The 21,179-nt window shown below is 63.9% G+C and carries 20 protein-coding genes; 11 read left to right on the top strand and 9 right to left on the bottom strand.

The window, feature by feature from the left end; translation table 11 throughout:
* Positions 1-3: 3 nt before the first annotated feature.
* The 3 genes from BM43_RS12985 to BM43_RS12975 are packed head-to-tail and all read right to left on the bottom strand — an operon-like array spanning position 4 to position 2,544.
* Entirely contained in the window at positions 4-450 is a 447-nt protein-coding gene (locus tag BM43_RS12985; RefSeq protein ID WP_036055308.1) for a DoxX family protein, read from the bottom strand.
* Position 451: 1 nt separating this feature from the next.
* Positions 452-2,341, bottom strand: coding sequence for an amidohydrolase (locus BM43_RS12980; RefSeq protein WP_036055309.1), 1,890 nt, complete (start codon positions 2,339-2,341; stop codon positions 452-454).
* Positions 2,342-2,376: 35 nt separating this feature from the next.
* Positions 2,377-2,544: a DUF1427 family protein gene (locus BM43_RS12975; protein WP_013691509.1), complete on the bottom strand. Its 168-nt coding sequence runs from the start codon at positions 2,542-2,544 to the stop codon at positions 2,377-2,379.
* A gap of 141 nt (positions 2,545-2,685) precedes the next feature.
* On the opposite strand from BM43_RS12975, the gene BM43_RS12970 reads away from it, so the two are divergent.
* Positions 2,686-3,609: a LysR family transcriptional regulator gene (locus BM43_RS12970; RefSeq protein WP_025100738.1), complete on the top strand. Its 924-nt coding sequence runs from the start codon at positions 2,686-2,688 to the stop codon at positions 3,607-3,609.
* Between the two features lie 57 nt (positions 3,610-3,666).
* Here BM43_RS12970 and BM43_RS12965 read toward each other — a convergent pair whose 3' ends face one another.
* Positions 3,667-4,353: a hydrolase gene (locus tag BM43_RS12965; protein ID WP_025100739.1), complete on the bottom strand. Its 687-nt coding sequence runs from the start codon at positions 4,351-4,353 to the stop codon at positions 3,667-3,669.
* A gap of 284 nt (positions 4,354-4,637) precedes the next feature.
* Here BM43_RS12965 and BM43_RS12960 point away from each other — a divergent pair, with 284 nt between their 5' ends.
* Positions 4,638-4,919: a DUF1427 family protein gene (locus tag BM43_RS12960; RefSeq protein WP_036055310.1), complete on the top strand. Its 282-nt coding sequence runs from the start codon at positions 4,638-4,640 to the stop codon at positions 4,917-4,919.
* Positions 4,920-5,110: 191 nt separating this feature from the next.
* On the opposite strand, the gene BM43_RS12955 is transcribed toward BM43_RS12960, so the two are convergent.
* Entirely contained in the window at positions 5,111-6,106 is a 996-nt protein-coding gene (locus BM43_RS12955; RefSeq protein WP_036055311.1) for a malate dehydrogenase, read from the bottom strand.
* Positions 6,107-6,263: 157 nt separating this feature from the next.
* Positions 6,264-6,668, bottom strand: a complete 405-nt coding sequence (gene copM, locus BM43_RS12950; RefSeq protein ID WP_036030391.1) for a CopM family metallochaperone — start codon at positions 6,666-6,668, stop codon at positions 6,264-6,266.
* Between the two features lie 265 nt (positions 6,669-6,933).
* Between copM and BM43_RS12945 the strand changes: the two genes are divergently transcribed.
* From BM43_RS12945 to BM43_RS12935, 3 genes are all read left to right on the top strand, one after another.
* A complete protein-coding gene (locus BM43_RS12945; RefSeq protein ID WP_036055312.1) occupies positions 6,934-8,133 on the top strand; it encodes a M20 aminoacylase family protein in 1,200 nt (399 codons plus the stop codon).
* A gap of 98 nt (positions 8,134-8,231) precedes the next feature.
* On the top strand, positions 8,232-9,554 hold the full coding sequence (locus BM43_RS12940; RefSeq protein ID WP_036055313.1) for an MFS transporter: 1,323 nt from the start codon (positions 8,232-8,234) through the stop codon (positions 9,552-9,554).
* A gap of 168 nt (positions 9,555-9,722) precedes the next feature.
* The gene (locus BM43_RS12935) at positions 9,723-10,229 is read left to right on the top strand and encodes a GNAT family N-acetyltransferase (RefSeq protein WP_036055314.1); all 507 of its coding nucleotides are present in this window, start codon (positions 9,723-9,725) and stop codon (positions 10,227-10,229) included.
* A gap of 85 nt (positions 10,230-10,314) precedes the next feature.
* On the opposite strand, the gene map is transcribed toward BM43_RS12935, so the two are convergent.
* Both map and BM43_RS12925 read right to left on the bottom strand, forming a co-directional pair.
* Positions 10,315-11,145 (bottom strand): type I methionyl aminopeptidase, encoded by an 831-nt coding sequence (map, locus tag BM43_RS12930; protein ID WP_013691500.1) that lies wholly within the window; start codon positions 11,143-11,145, stop codon positions 10,315-10,317.
* Complete coding sequence (locus BM43_RS12925) at positions 11,145-11,363, bottom strand: ParD-like family protein (protein ID WP_013691499.1); 219 nt, start codon at positions 11,361-11,363, stop codon at positions 11,145-11,147. The genes map and BM43_RS12925 overlap by 1 nt, the downstream gene beginning before the upstream one ends.
* A gap of 889 nt (positions 11,364-12,252) precedes the next feature.
* On the opposite strand from BM43_RS12925, the gene BM43_RS12920 reads away from it, so the two are divergent.
* Positions 12,253-13,878, top strand: a complete 1,626-nt coding sequence (locus BM43_RS12920) for a hypothetical protein (protein WP_230676391.1) — start codon at positions 12,253-12,255, stop codon at positions 13,876-13,878.
* 32 nt (positions 13,879-13,910) lie between these two features.
* Complete coding sequence (locus tag BM43_RS12915; RefSeq protein ID WP_035983573.1) at positions 13,911-15,659, top strand: hypothetical protein; 1,749 nt, start codon at positions 13,911-13,913, stop codon at positions 15,657-15,659.
* 125 nt (positions 15,660-15,784) lie between these two features.
* Here the strand turns inward: BM43_RS12915 and BM43_RS40375 are convergent, their stop codons facing one another.
* Positions 15,785-16,984 carry a helix-turn-helix domain-containing protein gene (locus tag BM43_RS40375; RefSeq protein ID WP_144417656.1) on the bottom strand — a complete coding sequence of 400 codons (1,200 nt, stop codon included), beginning with the start codon at positions 16,982-16,984 and terminating at the stop codon, positions 15,785-15,787.
* 63 nt (positions 16,985-17,047) lie between these two features.
* On the opposite strand from BM43_RS40375, the gene BM43_RS40370 reads away from it, so the two are divergent.
* From BM43_RS40370 to BM43_RS38845, 4 genes are all read left to right on the top strand, one after another.
* Positions 17,048-17,275, top strand: coding sequence for a helix-turn-helix transcriptional regulator (locus BM43_RS40370; protein WP_123863851.1), 228 nt, complete (start codon positions 17,048-17,050; stop codon positions 17,273-17,275).
* 385 nt (positions 17,276-17,660) lie between these two features.
* The gene (locus tag BM43_RS12910; protein ID WP_042286995.1) at positions 17,661-18,296 is read left to right on the top strand and encodes a TnsA endonuclease N-terminal domain-containing protein; all 636 of its coding nucleotides are present in this window, start codon (positions 17,661-17,663) and stop codon (positions 18,294-18,296) included.
* A complete protein-coding gene (locus tag BM43_RS12905) occupies positions 18,277-20,250 on the top strand; it encodes a DDE-type integrase/transposase/recombinase (RefSeq protein WP_045577454.1) in 1,974 nt (657 codons plus the stop codon). The genes BM43_RS12910 and BM43_RS12905 overlap by 20 nt, the downstream gene beginning before the upstream one ends.
* Entirely contained in the window at positions 20,247-21,149 is a 903-nt protein-coding gene (locus tag BM43_RS38845) for a TniB family NTP-binding protein (RefSeq protein WP_045577453.1), read from the top strand. The genes BM43_RS12905 and BM43_RS38845 overlap by 4 nt, the downstream gene beginning before the upstream one ends.
* The last annotated feature ends 30 nt before the right edge of the window (positions 21,150-21,179 follow it).

Raw genomic sequence — 21,179 nt, 5'->3', positions numbered from 1 at the left:
GAATCAGGCTCGGCCGTGGCCGGCCGTATCGCGACTATCGCTGAGCAGGGTGGCGAGCGCCAGTGCCGCGATCAGGCCCAGGTGCTCGAAGAAGCTGTTGAGCGCCATGAAGCGCGCGGCGCCGGCGAGGTTCCAGAAATCGTTGGCCACCAGCATCGCGACCAGGGTCAGTGCCGCCAGGCCGCCGGCGCCGAGCCAGGTCAGGCGCCGCGCGATCACGCACAGCGAGCCGCCGATCTCCACCACGATCGCGAGCGCGGCCCACAGCGCGGGCGGATGCAGGCCGAAATGCGCCTGCTCGGCGATGGCGGCATCGAAGTGCAGCAGCTTGTCGACGCCGCCGACCAGGTAGGCGGAGACCAGCGCGAGCCGCAGCAGCGGCGCGACCCAGGCCGGCGCGAGCAGGGCGCGCACCCATGCCGGATTGCCGGCGAGCAGCGGGGCGGCCATCTCAGATCGCCCAGCAGGAGCAGCCGAAGGCGCCCCAGAAGCCCTTGGCGTCCGAGGTCGGCAGCGACTTGTTCCAGGCGCTGGCATGCGCGTGGCCGTGCAGCGTGCAGGCGCTGTCGCAGGCGCACAGCGCGGCGGCCGCGGCGCGTTGCAGCGGCGCGCCTTCGCGTTGCGTCGCGCCCCAGCCGCCGTAGCCGCCGTAGCTGCGGGCGGGCGACCAGTCGGGCATGGCGGGCGGGATCGGCGCGTCGTGTTGCGAGAACGGCCCGGCGCCCCAGACGATGCGCCCGCCCACCACGGTCAGCAACGCGGTGGTGCCGGCGATGTCGTCCTCGGCGCAGCCGAAGAAGTCGCGGTCGGGCACCATCAGGTCGGCGAGCTGGCCCACCGCGATGCGCCCCTTGCGCCCTTCCTCGTTCGAGAACCAGGTCACGTACTCGGACCACATGCGCAGCGCGGTCTCGCGATCGAGCAGGCTGTGCCGCGGGTAGAGGCGCATGCCGCCCACCGTCTTGCCGGTCACCAGCCAGGCCAGCGAGATCCACGGGTTGTAGGAGGCCACGCGCGTGGCATCGGTGCCGGCCGAAACCTTGAGGCCCTTCTCCAGCATCTTCGCCACCGGCGGCGTGGCCTCGGCGGCCTGGGCGCCGTAGCGCTCGACGAAGTATTCGCCCTGGTAGGCCATCCGGTGCTGCACGGCCACCCCGCCGCCGAGCGCGGCGATGCGGTCCATCGAGCGCTCCGAGATGGTTTCGGCGTGATCGAAGAACCAGTGGATGCCGTCCAGCGGAATATCGCGGTCGACCTTCTCGAACACGTCGAGCGCGCGGCTGATGGTTTCGTCGTAGGTGGCATGCAGACGCCACGGCCAGCGGTTCTGCGCCAGCACGCGCACCACGCCTTCCAGTTCGCCCTCCATCTCGGGCGGCAGCTCGGGGCGCGCCACGCGGAAGTCCTCGAAGTCGGCCGCCGAGAACACCAGCATCTCGCCCGCGCCGTTGTGGCGGAAGTAGTCGCTGCCGTCGTGATAGGTGACGGACTGGGTCCAGTTCACGAAGTCCTCCTTCTCGGCCTTGGGCTTCTGCGTGAACAGGTTGTAGGCGATGCGCACCGTCATCTGGCCGGCGTCGTGCAGCTTGCGGATCACCTCGTAGTCGTCGGGGTAGTTCTGCGAGCCGCCGCCGGCGTCGATCGCGCCCGTCACGCCCAGGCGGTTCAGCTCGCGCATGAAGTGGCGCGTCGAGTTGGCCTGGTATTCCTCGGGCAGCTTGGGGCCCTTGGCCAGCGTCGCGTAGAGGATGGTCGCGTTGGGGTTGGCCAGCAGCAGGCCGGTGGGATTGCCGGCCGCGTCGCGCAGGATGGTCCCGCCCGGCGGCTCGGGCGTGTCCCTGGTATAGCCGACCACGCGCAGCGCGGCCGCGTTCAGCAGCGCGCGATCGTAGAGGTGGAGGATGAACACCGGCGTATCGGGCGCCGCCGCGTTCAGTTCCTCGATGGTCGGCAGGCGCTTCTCGACGAACTGGTGCTCGGTGAAGCCGCCCACCACGCGCACCCATTGCGGCGCGGGCGTGACCGCCACCTGCTGCTTGAGCATCTCCATGGCGAGCGCCAGCGAAGGCACGCCGTCCCAGCGCAGCTCCATGTTGTAGTTGAGGCCGCCGCGGATCAGGTGCAGGTGGTTGTCGATCAGGCCCGGCAGCACCGGGCGGCCCTGCAGGTCGATCACGCGCGTGGCGTCGCCGGCCAGCGGCATGACCTCGGCGTCGTCGCCGACCGCGATGAAGCTGCCGTCGGCGATCGCCACCGCGCTGACGACGGGCCTGGCGCGATCGAGCGTGGTGATCTTGCCGTTGTGCAGGATCAGGTCGGGTTGCTTGTCGCTTGCATTCACGAGCGTTTCCTTTCGGGTTTGAGTGGGAAGGTGGGCTAGAAGCCGAGCCACAGCCGCAGCGAGGGCACGGCCTGCGCGCCGATCAGCATGCCGAGCAGGCCGACCAGGGCGATCAGCGGCGGCGCCGGCGAGCGCACGCGGATCGCGCTGTAGATCACGCCGATCAATGCGCCCGCCGCGAGCGATACCCAATAAGATTTCATGCGCTCAGCCTCTCGATCGAATTAGAATCCGGAGCGTCGTGTCCGGATCCGCGTCGCCGATCACGCGATCGACGGGTACACATCGTTTAACTATCCTTAGCGTCGAACCAGGCGCGCGGGACCTTCACTCCCCACCCGCACATGCAAGCTCTTCCTGATCTCGAAGCCTGGGCCATCTTCGCGCGTGTCGTCGAGACCGGTTCGTTCGCGAAGACCGCCAACCTGCTGGGCATCTCGCAACCGACCGTCTCGAAGGCGATCGCGCGCCTCGAGCAGCGCCTCGGCACCATGCTGCTGTACCGCACCTCGCGCAAGCTCTCGCTCACGCCTACCGGCGAGCTGCTGCGCGATCGCGCGGTCCAGTTGCTCGCCGATGCCGAGATGATCGAGAACGAAGCCTCGGCGCAGGCGCTGGAGCCTCACGGCACGGTGCGCCTGAACGCGCCGATGTCGTTCGGGCTGCGCCATCTCTCGCCGCTGCTGCCGGCCTTTCTCGAGCGCTATCCCGGCGTCGACGTCGACCTCGTGCTGACCGACCAGATCATCGACATCGTTTCCAGCGGCTGCGACGTCGCGATCCGCATCGCCGATCTCAGCGATTCCTCGCTGCGCGCGCGACGCCTCTGCGCGGTGCATCGCCCGCTGGTCGCCTCGCCCGAGTACCTGGAGCGGCATGGCCGCCCCGAGCATCCGCGCGATCTCGATCGGCACGTCAGCATGATCTACACCAACCTGCCCTCGCCCGATTACTGGCGCTTCCGGCATGTCGATTCCGACCAGGAGTTCGCCGTGCCGGTGCGCGGCCGCATGCGCACCAACAACGCCGACGTGATCCTGCCCGCGCTGCTGGCCGGGCAGGGCCTCGCCCTGCAGCCGGAGTTCCTGGTCTGGGATGCGCTGAAGAGCGGCGCGCTGGAGCGCGTCATGTGCGACTGGCGCATCGCCGATATCAACGTCAACCTGGTGACGCCGCCCGGCATGCTGCGTGCCGCGCGCGTCACGGTGCTGCTCGATTTCCTCGTCGAACACCTGGCGCATGCGCCGTGGGCGCTGTCCGAGCAATGAGCCGATGCCGGCAGGCCGCGTGCGAATCGCGTGAGGCCTGCCCGACCGGCCCCGGGCTTATTTCGCCGGCACCGCCGCGAGGATCTCGTGCTGTCCGGCCGTGCGCTGCGCGGCCTTGTGCACCATCGTGTAGGCGTAGTCGACGCCGAGGCCGTAGGCGCCCGAGTGCTCCTTGGCGATCGCCATCACGGCGTCGTAGCTGTCGCGGCGCGCCCAGTCGCGTTGCCATTCGAGCATCACCTGCTGCCAGGTGACGGGGATCACGCCGGCCTGGATCATCCGCTGCATCGCGTAGTCGTGCGCATCCTGCGAGGTGCCGCCCGATGCGTCCGCGACCATGTAGATCTCGTAGCCGCCTTCGAGCATCGCGCACAGCGCGAAGGTGGTGTTGCAGACCTCGGTCCACAGCCCCGACACGACCACCTTCTTGCGGCCGTTCGCGGCCAGCGCGTCGCGCACCTTCTGGTCGTCCCAGGAGTTCATCGAGGTGCGTTCGAGCACTTGCTGGCCCGGGAACACGTCGAGCAGCTCGGGATAGGTGTAGCCGGAGAAGCTTTCGCTCTCGACGGTGGTGATGGTGGTGGGCACCTTGAAGACCTTGGCGGCCTTGGCCAGCGCGACGACGTTGTTCTTCAGCGTCTGGCGGTCGATCGACTGGACGCCGAAGGCCATTTGCGGCTGCTGGTCGATGATGATCAGTTGGCTGTTTTGCGGCGTGAGAACTTCAAGCTTCGAATCGCTCATGACGTGGCGTCCTTCGATTGGGAGAGGAGAGCGGCGCAGCCGGATGGCGCGACCGGAGAAACCGTGCACGTGGCAGGGCGCCGGAACGGGGCACGATCCGGCGGCAATCATTTGACACGCAATCGCGGCGCCAAGAAATCCAAAAAACGGAATGGCTTCGATTCCAAAAACCGCCCCTCGAAAGTGCCGCTCCACGCTTTTTTTCTTGATGCGAACCGGCTAGTCTTGCGGACGTCCGGCCGTGCCACGGCGAGCGCCGGCATCTCGTGAAAAGGAGCGGTCCGATGAAGGCTTATGTGTTGTCCCTGCTTGCCGGCCTGCTGGCCGGCGTGGTGTATGGCGCAATCGGCGTGGCTTCGCCGGCGCCGCCCGTGATCGCGCTGCTGGGGCTGCTGGGGATGTTGGCGGGGGAGCAGATCCTGCCGGTGGCGCGGCGGATCCTGGCGGGGCATCGTCTGTCGGCCGCGTGGCGCGAGGCGAAGTGCAACCAGCACATGTTCGGCGCCTTGCCGGGCGGCCCGGGCCCGGGCGCGGGCGGCGGCGCGACGCGGCGCGAGCCGTCGTGATGCAACGAGGGCAGCGGGGGCGGCGGCGATGCGCGGCGCGAGGCCGAGATCGTTGCGCCCGCAAGCTTTCCTAGAAATTCACAGCAGGTCGGCACGCAGCTCGCGAACGCGTCTCGCGTTAGGCTGACTTGCGGCATGCGTTGCTCGGCGGCGATCCTTTCCGACTCGAGGCTCCCGCCGGGCCGCCCGAATCAGGCGCCGGGGCCGAGGATCTCGCGCACGGCCGTCATTTCGTCCATCAGCTCGCGGGCCGAGGCGTCGATGCGCTCGCGCGCGAAGGCGTCGATCTCGATGCCGTTCACCACGCGGTAGCTGCCTGCCTCGCAGGTCACCGGCATGCCGTAGACGAGCCCGGCCGGGATGCCGTATTCGCCGCTCGAGACGATGCTCATCGAGACCCAGCGGCCGTCGCTGCCCAGCACCCAGTCGCGCATCTGGTCGATCGCCGCGTTCGCGGCCGAAGCGGCCGACGAGGCGCCGCGCGCCTCGATGATGGCGGTGCCGCGGCGCGCCACCTCGGGGATGAAGACCTCGCGGATCCAGGCTTCGTCGTCGATCCTGGCCGGCAGCGGCTGGCCGTCGGCGAGCGCGTGCCGGTAATCGGCATACATGGTGGGCGAGTGATTGCCCCAGACGGCCAGTTGCGTGATCGCGCCGACCTCGACGCCGCAGCGCGCCGCGAGCTGCGAGGCGGCGCGATTGTGGTCGAGCCGGATCATCGCGGTGATGGCGTCGGGCGGCAGGTCCGGGGCGAAGCGGCGCGCGACCCAGGCGTTGGTGTTGGCGGGATTGCCCACCACCAGCGCCTTGACCGAGCGCTGCGCGACCTCGTTGAGCGCCTCGCCCTGGGTGCGGAAGATCGCGGCGTTGGCGGCCAGCAGGTCGCGCCGCTCCATGCCCTTGCCGCGCGGGCGCGAGCCGACCAGCAGCGCGTAGTCGGCATCGCGGAAGGCCTGGCGCGGATCGTCGCTGATCTCGATGCCGGCCAGCAGCGGGAAGGCGCAATCCTCCAGCTCCATCACCACGCCGCGCAGGGCGGCCATCGCCTGGGGCAGTTCCAGCAACTGGAGGATCACGGGCTGCTGCTTGCCGAGCAGGTCGCCGTTGGCGATGCGAAACAGCAGCGAATAAGCGATCTGGCCGGCCGCGCCGGTCACGGCGACGCGTTTGACGGGGAGGTTGGGCATGGTGCGCTCCTTGGGTGGGCTTGGGGCCGGCGCCCGCCGCGTGTGTCACTGCTGGCGGGCGCCGTTTCGTATGGCTCAAGCATCCCAGAGGCGGCTCATGCGCGCCAATACGGAAAAACGATTCGCGCCATGCCTTTGTGGCATGGCGCGAGGGTGCTCAATGCGCCTGCTGCCACTGCTTCATGGTGCGGATCTCGGTGCGCTGGGCGGCGACGATCCCGGCCGCGAGCTTCTTCATCGCGGGATCCTTGCCGTAGCGCAGTTCCACCTCGGCCATGTCGATCGCGCCCTGGTGATGCGGAATCATGTGGGCGACGAAATCCTTGTCGGCGTCGCCCGTGTAGGGCGGCGCGCTCATGCCCTGCATCATCTTCTGGTCGGCGCCCTGGAAGGCGGCGGTGGAGCCGGCCGCGCCGTCGTTCGGCGCGGACATCTTCATGCCCTGCATGCCTTGCATGGCGGGAGCGGCGCCTTGTTGCGCGCTGGCGAAAGCCGGCGCGCCCAGCAGGGAGACGGCTGCCGCGAGCGGCAGGATGGAGCGGAGTGCATGTCGGAATGTCATCTGGCTTCTCACTTTGACTGGGGAATGGCGAAGTGTGCGAGGCCGGCGCGCAGGTTGTGTGCCCGCGGGGCTCGTCACGGGGGATATCGTCAAGCTTGCCATGGTGGGAAGGTCAAGGAGGAATGAAGGCCATCGTGATTCGCTGGAAGGAGCGATAACTTTTACTAATCACGGTGAAAAATCCCGCATCTTATACAGCGGGATTTGGCTGGCTATAGTGCGCGCCATCGACCCCCACCCGGCGCACCGCGCCCCGGAGCCCCTGATGACCGCCACCGCCACCGCCGCCCGCTACACCGAAATCCCCGATCTCGCCGACGACGTTCCCGACCTGCTCGACATCCGCCACCACATCCACCGCCATCCCGAACTGGCCTTCGAGGAGGTGGCGACGGCGGCGCTGGTCGCCGACAAGCTCGAAAGCTGGGGCTGGCAGGTCACGCGCGGGGTGGGCGAGACGGGCGTGGTCGGCACGCTGACGGTGGGCGAGGGCCGGCGCCGGATCGGCATCCGCGCCGACATGGACGCGCTGCCGATCCTGGAAGCCACCGGCCTGCCCTACGCGAGCGAGACGCACGGCAAGATGCACGCCTGCGGCCACGACGGCCATACCACCATGCTGCTCGGCGCCGCCCGCCATCTGGCGCGCACCCGCAACTTCTCGGGCACGGTGCACCTGTACTTCCAGCCGGCCGAGGAAAAGGGCGTGGACAGCGGCGCCCAGCGCATGATCGCCGACGGCCTGTTCGAACGCTTCCCCTGCGACGCCGTGTTCGGCATGCACAACCATCCCGGCGCGGAGCCGGGCAAGTTCCTGATGCGGCGCGGGCCGTTCATGGCAGCGGGCGATCGCGCCGTGATCGAGATCGAGGGCGTGGGCGGCCACGCGGCGCGCCCGCACCTGGCGGTCGACACGGTGGTGGTCGCGGCCAGCATCGTGATGGCCCTGCAGACCATCGTCTCGCGCAACCTCGATCCCTCGCAAGCCGCGGTGGTCACCATCGGCACCATGCACGCGGGCACCGTCAACAACGTGATCCCGCAGCGCGCGCGGCTCGAGCTGAGCGTGCGTTCGTTCAGCGAAACGGTGCGCGCGCAACTGAAACGCCGGATCACCGAGATCGCCGAGGCGCAGGCGGCCAGCTATGGCGCCAAGGCCACCGTCGACTATGTCGACGGTTATCCCGTGGTGGTCAACTCGGACGAGGAAACCGATTTCGCGGCGCAGGTCGCCAAGGAACTGGTGGGCGAGGCCAACGTCGTCGAGCAGACCGACCCGCTGATGGGCAGCGAGGATTTCGCCTACATGCTGCAGCAGCGCCCGGGTTCCTTCGTGCGGCTCGGCAACGGCGTGGGCGAGGACGGCTGCATGGTCCACAACCCGCATTACGACTTCAACGATCACAACCTGCCGATCGGCGCGGCCTTCTGGACGCGGCTCGTCGAGCGTTATCTGTCGCGCTGAGATTGCGCCGGCGCCCTGCGTCGCCGCGAGCGCGGCGACGCATCGCCCCGCGTGATCCATCGAGCCCGTTTCCAACCATCAAGCAAGGGAGAAGCCGCATGCGCGACGAGCAACTGACGCTTCGCATCGACGAAACACCGGACGCCGCCGCGCCCGCCCGGCTGTCCGCGCGCGGCGCCGTGGTGGCGGCCGTGATCGGCAACTGGCTCGAGTTCTTCGATTTCACCGTGTATGGATTCTTCGCGGTCCTGATCGGCAAGCTGTATTTCCCGGCCGGCGACGCGACCACCTCGCTGCTGCTGTCGGTGGCGACCTTCGCGGCCGGCTTCTTCACGCGGCCGCTCGGCAGCGTGCTGCTCGGCGTCTATGCCGACCGGCGCGGCCGCAAGGCGGCGCTGAACCTCACCATCATGCTGATGGCGATCGGCACGGGCTTGATCGCGATCGCGCCCACCTACGCGCAGATCGGCGTGTTCGCGCCGCTCATCATCGTGTTCGCGCGGTTGCTGCAGGGCTTTTCGCAAGGCGGCGAATTCGGCGCGGCCACCTCCACCCTGCTGGAACAGGGCGATCGGGCGAAGCGCGGTTTCCGCGCGAGCTGGCAGCTTGCCACGCAAGGCGGCGCGGCCTTGATGGGCTCCGGGCTCGCGGCGTTGCTGTCGAATGTGCTGACCAAGGACGCGCTGGAGAGCTGGGGCTGGCGCATTCCCTTCGTGGTCGGCCTGTCGATCGCGCCGGTCGGCATGCTGCTGCGCCGCCGGCTCGCCGAGGAGCCCGGCGCGGCCTCGCACGCGATCGACGGCGGCGTGTTGCGCGAGCTGTTCGCGCAACACGCGCGCACGGTGCTGCTGATCACGCTGACGGTGATGGGCGGCACGGTCTCCACCTACATCCTGACGTTCTACATGCCGACCTATGCGATCCACACGCTGGGCCTGCCGATGAAGCTGTCGATGTTCGTCGGCGTGGCGTCGAGCTGCGTGATCCTGGTGATGTGCCCGGTGTTCGGCTGGCTCTCCGACAAGGTGGGCAGCCGCAAGCTGCCGATCTTCGTCGGGCGCGGCACGCTGGTGCTGCTGCTGTTTCCGGCCTTCATGCTGATGAATCGCTATCCGACGCTGTCGGTGGTGATGCCGCTGACCTCGCTGATGCTGCTGTTCTTCTCGATGGGCTCGGCCTCGGAGTTCGCGCTGATGTGCGAATCGTTCCCGCGCCGGATCCGCGCGACGGGCATTTCGATCGCCTATGCGCTGGCGGTCACGATCTTCGGCGGCACGGCGCAGTTGGTCGCCACCTGGTTGGTGCGCGTGACCGGCAACCGGCTCGCGCCGGCCTGGTACGTGGCGGTTTGCGTGCTGCTGTCGCTGGTGGCGGTGTCGCAGCTCAGGGAGACGGCGAAGGACGAGGGCGAGGCGGGTTGAAGTAGGGTGCGGGGGGCGCATCGTGTTTCATCGAAAGCGGACCGAATGTCATGATTCCAGCCTTGCAGGCCGCTGGATCGATGGCTTCAACGGCGATCTCGTGCCGCACGGGCGATCTCGCTCCGGCATCAAGCTAGAATCATTCGCCTGCCCGTTACCGAGCCGCCGATGATCACCCTCCGCCCCCTCACCCCCGACGATTTCGACCGCTTCTGGCCGACCTTCCAGGCCATCGCCGCCGCGCAGGAAACCTACGCCTACGACCCGGCCATCACCAGGGAGGCGGCGCGCGCGCTCTGGGTCGACCTGCCGCTCCACACCTTCGTCGCCGAGCAGGACGGCGAGCTGCTCGGCTCCTACTACCTGAAGCCGAACGCCGCCGGCCCAGGCAATCACGTCTGCAATTGCGGCTACATGGTGGCGCCCGCCGCGCGCGGCAAGGGCGTCGCGCAGCGCATGTGCGAGCACTCGCTGCAGGTGGCGCGCGAGGCAGGCTTCCTGGCGATGCAATTCAATTCGGTGGTCGCGACCAACGAGGTTGCCGTCGCGCTGTGGAAGAAGATGGGATTCGAGGTGGTGGGCACGCTGCCGCGCGCCTATCGCCATGCCAGGCTCGGCCTGGTCGACTGCCTCGTGATGTACCGCTGGCTCGGCGAGCCGGATCCGGCCGCCTGAAACGTCGAGGCCGCCGCGCGCCATGATAGGCGCGCGGCGGCCCTTGCCTTGCCGCTGATGCTCGATGCGGCAGCCGCCGCCAGAATCAGGCCGCCGAAGCCGATTCCGAACCCTGCGCCGCGCCGATCGACGCGTAGCTGCCGGTGCCTTCCGGCCAGGGCGTCAGCACCTCGAAACCGTGCTCGGTCACGACCACCATGTGCTCCCATTGCGCCGACAGCGAGCGGTCGCGCGTCACGACGGTCCAGCCGTCCGAGAGCTGCTTGGTTTCCGCCTTGCCGGCATTGAGCATCGGCTCGATGGTGAAGATCATGCCCGGCACCAGCTTGAGCCCGATGCCGGGCCGGCCGTAATGGAGCACCTGCGGCTCGTCGTGATAGACGGTGCCGATGCCGTGCCCGCAATACTCGCGCACCACGCTGTAGCCGGCCGCATGCGCCACGCTCTGGATGGCATGGCCGACATCGCCGAGCGTCGCGCCCGGCCTGACGGCGAGGATCCCGGCGCGCATCGCCTCGTAGGTGGTGTCCACCAGGTGCCGGGCGGCGGGCGCGGGTTCGCCGACGTAGTACATGCGGCTCGTGTCGCCGAACCAGCCGTCCTTGATCACCGCGACGTCGATATTGATGATGTCGCCGTCCTCGAGCACGTGCGCCGAGGGGATGCCGTGGCAGACCACATGGTTGACCGAGGCGCAGATCGTCTTCGGGAAGCCGTGATAGCCGATGTTGGCGGGCGTCGCCTTCTGCACGTTGACGATGTACTCGCGGCACAGCGTATCGAGTTCGTCGGTGGTGACGCCGGGCTTCACGTGCTCGCCGATCATCTGCAGCACCTCGGCCGCGAGCTTGCCCGCCACGCGCGATTGCGCGATTTCCGCCTTCGAGCGGAGCGTGATTTTCGGAGCGCGCGCCATCACGCCACCTGCGGCAGTGAAGTTTCGTCGGGCGCCTGCTGGACCTCCGCGCGCAGCAGCATCTGGCAGATCTCGCCGTAGCTCAGCGTCGGATTCAGTTCGGCCAGCATGCCCACGCGCAGCCAGTGCTCGGCCTGCGCATTGATCGAGCGGCTCAGCGCGCCACTGGTGCGGCGCAGGGAGTCGTGCATCGACTCGGAGATTTTGATGATTCCCATGTTGCCCTATTTATATGAAATGTAGCTGTTTCGCATATTAGCAGAAATAAACCGGGCTGCCACGGGTTGTTGTTTCTCAGAATAGATGGCCGAATTCTCACAAAGTTGTCCGTGAGGACGTTTGTGAGAACCGCGGTCATCCTCGGTGCTGTCTCCTCTGTTGATGTGAAAGTCTCTACGAACTAGCAGCTCACGGGGCCGAGGGTAACGCGTTTACTCCGCCAGTATCTTCTGATGCGACTAGTACAAATGCCCGGCATAGCCGGGCTTTTTTGGGATGACGTTCGGTCGCACTGCGGCTTAGGTGGCCTCCCGAAGGGTAACGGTCGATCCAATGTCTGACTACGCGATATATCAAATGTCAGAAACTGGTCGGATGCCGACTCACGTTTTTCATGTCGCTTGGCGCTGCCTCGTGCCCGCCGCAACCGGCGGCACGCGACCCAAAGGCGAAATTCGCATGATCGATCTCGACGCTCAAAACCGGACTTTCGAAACGGAGGGAATTTGGGAATTTAACGGTTGGCGCCGATCCTTCTGTGCGCGCGCTGGCGGCACTCTGCATCGAAAAGGACTCTGCGCTCCAAGCGGCGGCAGGCCCGTATGCTCAGGCTCGCATGCGCATGACGTGAGCTGTCCTGACGAGATCGACCAAGCGCATTCCCGGGCCTTCCCTGCCGACCCACGAAACCACCACTGTGACATCATTGGCGGAGCAGGCCGTTTGATCACTCCGCCAGACCCCATGTTTCCACGGGCTCTCGCTGGGACTTGCGTTTTAGGAAAGACCACGTAGTTAAGTGTTATAAATAGCGCAGTGTGACATCGTAGGCACTCGCATCCCATGGCTGACTCGCTTACTTGCCTGCTCCAGACCCTCCGACCATGCTTGAGCACGGAGCTTGTCGCCGCTTTGGTCAAGGAAGGTGTGGCGCCTGCGACGGCCCGGCAGCGCGTCTCGCGCTCGACGGAGATCAAGAAGCTCGCCCACCTTGTGTTCCCTCGAGGGGCGCGCTTCGTCTACCTGCAGAGCGACTACGCCTCGCCGGAGTTCTGGCACGAGCTCGTCAAGCGCCTTCTACAGCACAGCGCGTCGTACGGCGGCGGTCTTGCCGCCCTCATGGCCCGTGGCGGCGTCATGCCGGTCAGGCACTTTCTTATCGCGTGTGGCGCCCCCATCGCCCAGAAGGGCCACATCCCGGCCCAAGGCGTCCTTGACCGCCTCAAGAGTGCTCAATTGGTGACGTGCTTCGACGCCCCGGGGATCGGTGAATGCATCGAGCTGGCTCAGACTGTCGAGGCAACGCCGTGGGAGCTCAACCGTCTGCGCGCACGCCTGAACACAGAGGCTGTGCTACTCAGCGCCGTCAAGGACTGGGCCCGGAACCTGGCGCTCGTGAGCTACAACACCGTGGCACTCCGTGCCACGGACGGTGGTCAGCCGCGGGTGGGCACCTTCAACTGGGATCTGACCGGCGCCTCCTACCTTGGCCCGCTCACGCAGTGGGACAAGGCCGCCAACAAGAAAAAGCCTGGCTATCTCGTCTGCGACGTGCTGCTCGGGGTCAACGTCGCCGCACACGAGCTCCAGCCGTTCATCAATAAATGCACCTCGCTGCGGGCGCTTGCGAAGGTGGGCCGCTGCATGCAGGTCTTTGTAGCGGATGGCTACACGCCGGAGGCCTTCGCGCTTGCGAGGGAGAGCGGTGTCGTTCCGGCGACCACGACGAGCCTGTTTGGGCTCGAGGTCGCCAAGGCTCTTCGAGAGCTGACCGACATCCTCAAGGACGCATACCTGCGCCCGGACTCGTTCGATAGGGTCGCGGCTGTCTTCGACAAGCTCAGCCACATCGAGGGCGCTGCCACCAACCTGCGAGGCGCTCTATTCGAGTACATCGTCGCTGACCTCGTGCGTCAGCGTGACCCGCACACGTCGATCGACCTCAACGAGATTCTCAAGGATGACGCCGGCGGCCAGGCCGAGGTCGACGTTCTGGTCTATCACGCCAACCAGTCCGTCCGATTCATCGAGTGCAAGGGCTACAAGCCCGGCGGCACCGTCCCTGACGAGATGGTCGAGGTCTGGCTAAAAGAGCGTATCCCAGTGATGCGACGTTCACCTCAGGCCACTTGGCAGTGGCGCGAGTGCAGGCAAGTCTTCGAGTACTGGACCAGCGGCGTACTGTCGGAGCGGGCCCGTGGGCTAATCGCGGACGAAGCGGCGCGCGTGAGGCGCTACGACTTTCGGGTTGTCGAAGGTGACGAACTGGGGCGCTTGGTTGCTAGTACTAACAGTACCGCCCTCAAGAAGACGTTCCGCCAGCATTTCCAGGCACACCCCCTGAGTGAGATCGAACGCGTCGCCAAGCGGCCGCCTCGGCGTCTGGCCATTCCGCCCTCGTCCCGACTCTCGACCCGCAACCCGTCGGATTTCGAAATCACGACGCCGTTGCTCGGCGCACCGACGGCAGAAGATGACGCGCCCGACGACGTCGTCGACAGCTCCAATTCCTAGTCGCGGACGCCGACCCTCTAGCGACATCTCGAATGCCAATCAACTATCTCGCCGAATTTCCGATCCCCGCGCGCCTACTTCCGGCCAAGCTTCGGGCCCTTCTACGTCCAATCGGCCTCGACCCAGATCAACCCGTCGAGGTGGCATCGATGTTCGAGGAGGAAACTCCGAGGCTTGGTCTGGAATGCGTGCACATGCTCACCGCCGTGGTGCCGGAGGATGAGGCCGAAGGGCTCGGCGTGCTGGATGAAGCCGGCGAAGGGCTCGTGGCTAGCTCCGTGCCGGTCGTGGGTGCCAAGGGTTCCTCGAACAAGTTCGACCCTTCCGTTTCCAGCTACGACTACATTGTGGCCGCCTGGGGCGACGGCTCCAGGTTCAGTTTCAACTTGGCCGAAAAGGTCTGGATGGCGCTCGGACTCAGCGCTCGGTGCGTGGGCAACGAACAGCAGCGCCTTGTCTACGACGATCTCAGCCTGCCGGTTTTCGAAGTCGCGCAGGGTGAGATCTCGGCCCAGTACCACTTCGAGTCATCGAGAAACGTCAGCTGGAGCATGCGCAGCGAGTACCTCAGAAGGTACCTCTGGATACGCGGTGCCGTAGGCGCGCGCGCGTTCTACTATCAGGCGAGCCTTGCCGACGGCCCCGAGTTGCGCGAGCTCATGAACGGCCAGGACCACTTCCTCGCGGAGCCAGAAGGCGGTTGGTATCAGATTGATCTGCGTGAGAACGAGGGGCGTCTCCTCCTCCAGGTCTGGGCGACAGTTGTCGCCCTAAGCTGTGAGCAAACTCCCGAGCGAGGGGCTGACGGGCTCGCCTGGCCCGGAATCGAAAATCCGGTGACGCATGCTTGGGCGAACGCTCAGCTGCATGGAAGCATCGTCTACCTGGACGACCGGTTCCTTGAGAGATACGAGCAGAACGAGCACTTCGACTCCATGCCGGGTCGGCGAGGCTCGTGCAACCCGTCCTACGGTGGCCAGTGGGCATTCTCTGGGTGCGAGCGCATCGGACGCAACCTGATTCGAGTTCCCATCCGCGAGCTCTACAAACCCAAGCCCGACCGGGAAATCCTGCACGCCAACCAGCATGCAGTGGCACCTTGGCGAGTCGAGGCAGTGGACCACGCAGAGGAGCACATCGCGTCCAAGACTGCGCGTCTCGTCGAGCAATTGCTTGACCTCGCCGACAACGTCGTACAACTCGGAGCGACGGTCGGGGTGGGGGCGAATGTCGACGATGTGCTGAAGTTCTCTCGCGGCGAGATCACGACCAACTGGTGGCATCGATATCCCCAGCTGAGCCGCCTCGCGCAAGTCGCCCCATTGGAGATGTCGCAGCAGGCCTTTCTGAGCAGGTGCAAGGTTCTGCACGAGACTTGGCAAAGCATCTCCGCCGCGCATCTGAAGCGCCTGCTGAAAGCAGCCGGTTGCCCTGCGAAGGAGGTAGACGGCCTGGCAAGCGCCAAGCTTCTTCAGGGAGTGCTCAATCTCGTCGAGCGCCTCGAGGGCGAGCAAAAGGATGTCACGGCCCTTCGGAGCGCCGAGGAGCCCACGGGCTGGAAAGACAAGAACGAGCGGCTCGCGCCGCTATTTCTGAACAACGATCTGCGCATCGCCGACGCGCACGAGCTCGGTGGAAACGTCGGTCCGCTGCAAGCCATGGGGTTCGACACGGGTGGCCTCGGCCAGGGTTACGGAAAGGCGCTTGACTTCGTGTTCGACTCCGTCATCCGCGCGTTCGAGGCACTCAACACGACGCTGAGAGGCGCACTGGACCGCTAGTCCCAACATCGCCTTCCTATCTTCTTGATGTTCGGATGTCTCCGGTGAAAAGCATTGCATGGACAGGCTGGCAGCCTTTCTTGGAGTGCCGAGCGGCGGAGCCGCCGTAAACCTCGCCCTGTTGCTTAGCGAACAGACGATTTTGACTGGCTCTGGTACGAGAGTATTTGCGAGAGCCGTTGTGCTTGTCCGCGGGCGCGCCAACTTCTAATTGTTGCCGTCGAACAGCCTAGTACTTTCGCAATCTGCCCAATCGACATGCCGCTGGAAGCGAGCCGTTCAGCTCGCTGAATTTTTGCACTTAAGGCCCGTGATCGGCCTCGCACGCCGGGAGCTTGGCGTAACTCGCACGAAAGCCAGCGTTCTGCCAGTGCAACCTTCTCGGGCCACGCTTGTGGCAACAACTCTAGGGGATCAAGTTTGTTGCGCAGCAGGGCATCAAGGGCCACGTTTCCTAGCGGAATCGGCCCATCAAGCAACTGCCGAACATTCGGCGAGCCGGCGAGTTGTTTTCGGATACGTTTGAACAGGTCCACCTCTCCGCGTGGCAAAGTCCCCCACAGATGCCGCGCGATGAGGTTCGGTATTTCCAACTCGGCGTGAGCCTGGATGATAGGCCTTCTTCGGTCCCAGCCGAGCTCTCGCGCCGTTTTTCTGCCGAGGTAGTATCGGCGAGCCTTTTGTGCCTTTGTCCCCTGGAATGCTCTCGCCTGTGAGTGCGCGAGGCAGTATTGGTGGCCGTGTGGCGCATGCCTGAAGCAAAGCTTGCAGTCGGGATATGGTAAGCGATCAACTGCGCAGCCGATCAAAACCAACCAGAATGCTGCCAGCCGAAAACCATCGTCAGATCGTCTGGGTAACTTCAGTAACTGCGCATAGGCGAGCTTTAACAGCTTAACTGGGCTTCGGATCGCTTCGTCGGATTCCGCCTGATCAAGAGCGATGGAATCAAGAAGAAATTGGACGCCGCTACGAAACGTCTCGCTTCCTATCGCGTCCACGAGCGAAGCCCGCAGCCACGTGGCGGCAAGCCTATCTATCTGGTTTGCCGTAACCGGCCACCGACGGCTGTACGACACGGCGACCTCATCTGCAGCCAACGGGACGAAAGGAAGCCGCGCGACATAGTGATTCCAGCGAATACGCGCCTGTAATCCGTCTTGGGTTATCCAACCTTTGCTCAGTCCATCATCGCCCAGCAGAACTGCATCTTCAAGGTCTTTCCAGCCAGATACAGCAGCCTGAAAAAGAGAGTCCCATCTCGGCCAAAGCCCAGCCCACTTTGGCTCTGGGCGTTTCCGAAGCGTTGCATTTGCTGTTTTCATTGCGTCTGGCAAAAATTTTGCCCCCCATTGAGAATGCATCAACATGCATTGCAGGAGTCATTCATGGAAGCCTTGGTCACCGCAAACGAATTTGCAGCGATCCTGCGGATCTCGCGCCGGAAATTTGACTCGATGTATCTGAAAGGCGAGACACCGGCATGCCTTCGAATTGGACGCCAGCGCTTCTGGCGACCGCAAGATATTGCGGCTTGGATGGGCACATTGGTGGAACCCCAGGCGCCAGCCAGCGTAATGCTAACGTCGCCTCATCAACAGGGGCAGCAGCGATAGAACCGAATTTATCGGAACGATCGGTAGTCGGAGACCGCGTGTATCTGTCTGGAAATCCCTCGAAACTCGCTATCCCGCGAACCCACTGATGGGATTTGCCGCATGAAGTCCTTTTCTGTCGCCAGCTAGTCCGACAGTACGACTAGGAGAAAATCGATGCCATAAAGTGAAAAAGCCAATCACATCTGAGATGGACTGGCTTCCTCGATCGCGCGGAGCGCGACTATACAACGGTGTGGAAACCTCAGTATAGCCGCTTCCCCGGTCGAGTCAATCCCGTTCGTCTCCACGGTGCGCGATTTTTCGAATCGCGCGGTCGGCGCTCGCCCATACGGTCCGAGACGCCCCTTTCCACGCGCCCAGCCTGGGCGCCGGAGACGATGTCATGCCTTCAAAAATCACACGAAGCGGTACTTCTTTCCGGGGCTTCATACCGTCGATCAAGAGCCCCCCGTCTGTACCGTGGCACAGCTGGGGAGAGGAAGGGGCCGCCCTCCTCCTGGAGTTTTCCCCGGAAGTCACGCATTACCGTGACGCCCAGGATCGGCAGTTTCAGCTGGGCACGATTTCCCAGCCGTTCAGCTACACGCCCGATTATGAGGTGACGTTGCGCGACGGCTCGATCGTATTCATCGAGGCCAAGCCGGCACGGGAAGCGCGTCGTCCGTCGGTCGCAAATCGTCTGGCTTTGGCGCGAGCCGGCCTCGCCGAACGAGGGTTTCCTCTTTATGTCTGGGACGAGAGGATTACCGGAGCCGGCATCCGTCGCGACACCCTCCGGTTGCTTCGCCCCTGGCGTGGCCGGATTGGTCGCAACGAAGCTGACGAGGCTCGCGATCTGGTCGCCCGGATGCAGCCTCGTACGTTCGGCGGACTGATCCATCTCGCACGCACGAAAACCCGCGCACTCACTTGGCTTGCAAACGGCGCCGCCGGCATTGACCTCGACTTGCCCTTCCTGTCGACGGCCGAACTTTTCGTTGACCCACCGGAGATGCGACATGCGCAGATTTTTGCTTAAACCCGCGATCGTCTTCGTGGAAGGTTCTATTCGCTGGACCGTGCAGCGACGTCTGGCAGACGGCCGGATTCTTCTGGAATCGGATGACGGAGAGCCGCTGCGTATTTTCGAGGCCGAACTTTGGGCACGTCACGCATCAGCCTCGTGGGAACTCGACCGCGACAGTATCGCTGAGGCAGTCGCGCCCGTGATTGAAGTTTCACGGCGTGACGCGTCAACTTACAAGGAGAAAGATGTGCAGCAGGCGCAGATGCGCTTGGCATATCTTCGGGCAGTTGCAACCGAAGGCTGCACCGGCCAACCATACACGGAAGTTGTTCTCGCGCGCGTCGCTGCCAATCTAGGTGTGAAGGCGCCACCAAGCTACCGCAGCTTCTGCCGCTGGAAACGGCGATACCGCATCGCCGAAGATGTCGTGGATGTTATTCCGCGTCACGAGCGCAAGGGAAGAACCAGTGTACTCGACGGAGCGCTATTGAATCTGGTTGAAGACGTTATAGAGACGCACTATCTCAATCAGCAGCGGCCAACTGTGGCATCCCTGTACGACAGGGTTGTTACAGCCATCGAGGAGAAAAACCACCTTCTACCGGAGCCTCTACCTGTAATCAGCCGCGCGACGCTCTATCGCCATGTACACACATTGGACTGGTACATGGTCACTGTTGCCCGCGAGGGGCGTCTGGCTGCGAAGAGGAAATACCGCCCCGTGTATGGATCGCTCCGGACGCAACACATAAATGAGCGATGGGAAATCGACCATACCCCAGTCAATCTTCTCTGCGTCTGTCCAAAGCGCCGAATCGTCATCGTGCGCCCAATATTGACGGTCGTGATTGACGCGCACTCCCGCATGGTCATGGGATTTCAGATCAGCGCTCGCGTACCGGGTCAGGAAGAGGTTGGTGCTGCAATTCGCATGGGAATGCTGGGCAAAGGGGCGCTGCTGCAACAGCTTGGTCTTGAGCATATCGACTGGCCCGCGCGAGGCGTGCCTTCCCTCATCGTCGCTGACAACGGCATGGAATTCCACGGAACCGGACTGCGGCACGGCTGTGCAGATCTCGGCATTGAACTGGCGTATTGCCCAAGCCGATCCCCGTGGCACAAAGGGCGGGTCGAGCGCTTTATGCGAACGGTGGCTGAGCAGCTCTTTCACAATATTCCGGGGACGACGTGGTCGAGCACAACAGAGCGTGGCGATTACAACTCAGCAGACCTCGCTTGCGTCACTCTAGAAGATCTGACCAAACTTGTTGTTCGATGGATCGCCGAGGTCTATCAGCATGCGCCCCAGCGAGGCTTAGGGAAACGTACACCAAATATGGTGTGGCAGGAAAGCTGCCGAGAACATCACATCTACATGGCGGAAGATCCGAACGCGCTTGAGATTGCGTTCGCCGGTACGGCGCATTGCGTCGTAACGAATCGAGGCGTCACCTTCGAGCACCTCTCATACAACAACCCTGGTTTGCAAGCACTCCGGCTTCGTTTGCCTGAAGGCGAGAAGCTACGTGTCCGATATTTTTTCGAGAGAGTCGACGCCGTGCAGATATTCGACCCGGCACGGAAAGAGTACATCGAAGTGGTTTGTACGGATCTGCAATACGCGACTGGACTCACACGTGACATGCACGCGGAGCTGGTAGATAAACTGAGACGGGACGCCAAAGTGGTCGACACCGACTCTCTTCGTCATGCACGGATCGCGCTAAGCAACCACATCGATGAACTATATCGCAGCCATCGGATGTCGGATCGCCGTAGGGCAGCAAGGCTCGAGGGACATTCGAGCAAATCAACCCTTCTGGGACGGCATTCCACGCCCGTCGTTGCATCGCCCGGAATTTCAGTCGAAGACACGTTCGCTGATACCCATACTGATGGCATCAAGGATATTCCTGCGTTCTCTGTTTCGAAGCGCTCGACAAGCCAGTCAAGGAGCAAGCGATGATTAATTTCAACGTTCGAAACAACATTGTCGATCATCCTGACTTTGTCGCGGCCCAATCCGCTATCGAGGAACTGCATGGATGGCAGCGAGAGTCTGGCGAAATGTCAGGACTTGCCTTGGTGGGGCCGAGTGGCAGCGGAAAATCAACTGTACTGAAGGGTTATCGGGATCAATTCCCAGCGCATGAAGAACTGATAAGACGTGTAATTCCAACACTATATGTGGAGGTGCCATCGGCACCTACTGTGAAGTCGCTTGCAGAGGCGATTCTGCTCGCTATGGGCGCGGCGATTCCTCCTGGCTCGACAGGGGCGCGCTTGACCGAATGCATTGTGACGCTTGTTGAGGCATGCGGTGTGGAACTCATCTTTCTCGATGAATTTCAACACTTTGCCGATGGAGCCAAACGCCGGTTGCTGGAAGTTTCGGATTGGCTTAAGGGTTTGCTCAATCGCTTGCAGGTATCAGTTGTCTTGGCAGGACTTCCCTCGCTGTTGCGGGTGCTCGAAGTCAATCAGCAGCTACGCCGGCGCTTCTCAAGAGTCGTGAGGTTGAGGCCTTTCTCGACGGCCAACAAGCCAGACATCGGTACCTTTGTGGGAGTCGCAAAGGCACTGATGACTGATATGCCGCTGCCCTGTGCAAATCTCGATCAAATTGGGTTTATACAGCAGTTGCATTTTGCAACAGGTGGGCTTGTTGATTACATGTGCAAGATCATTGGTGGCGCCTACCGAATTGCGGCATCGCGCAAGGCTCGCTTCATAGACATCCCGGATTTTGCAAAGGCATTTCACGTATACATCTGGGATGAAGCAGTCCCGAGCCGGGATCCGTTCCATAAGAGACGGTTTCAAAAAGGGCCCGAGGGGCTGTTAACTTTCGCGGCGAGCTGTTAACCTCAGGCATCGGAACAACCGAGACGAGGA

Source organism: Burkholderia gladioli (genome assembly GCF_000959725.1).
Classification (GTDB): domain Bacteria; phylum Pseudomonadota; class Gammaproteobacteria; order Burkholderiales; family Burkholderiaceae; genus Burkholderia; species Burkholderia gladioli.
The sequence above is the reverse complement of the archived record's forward strand: the minus strand, read 5'-3'. Positions and strand labels throughout refer to the sequence as shown.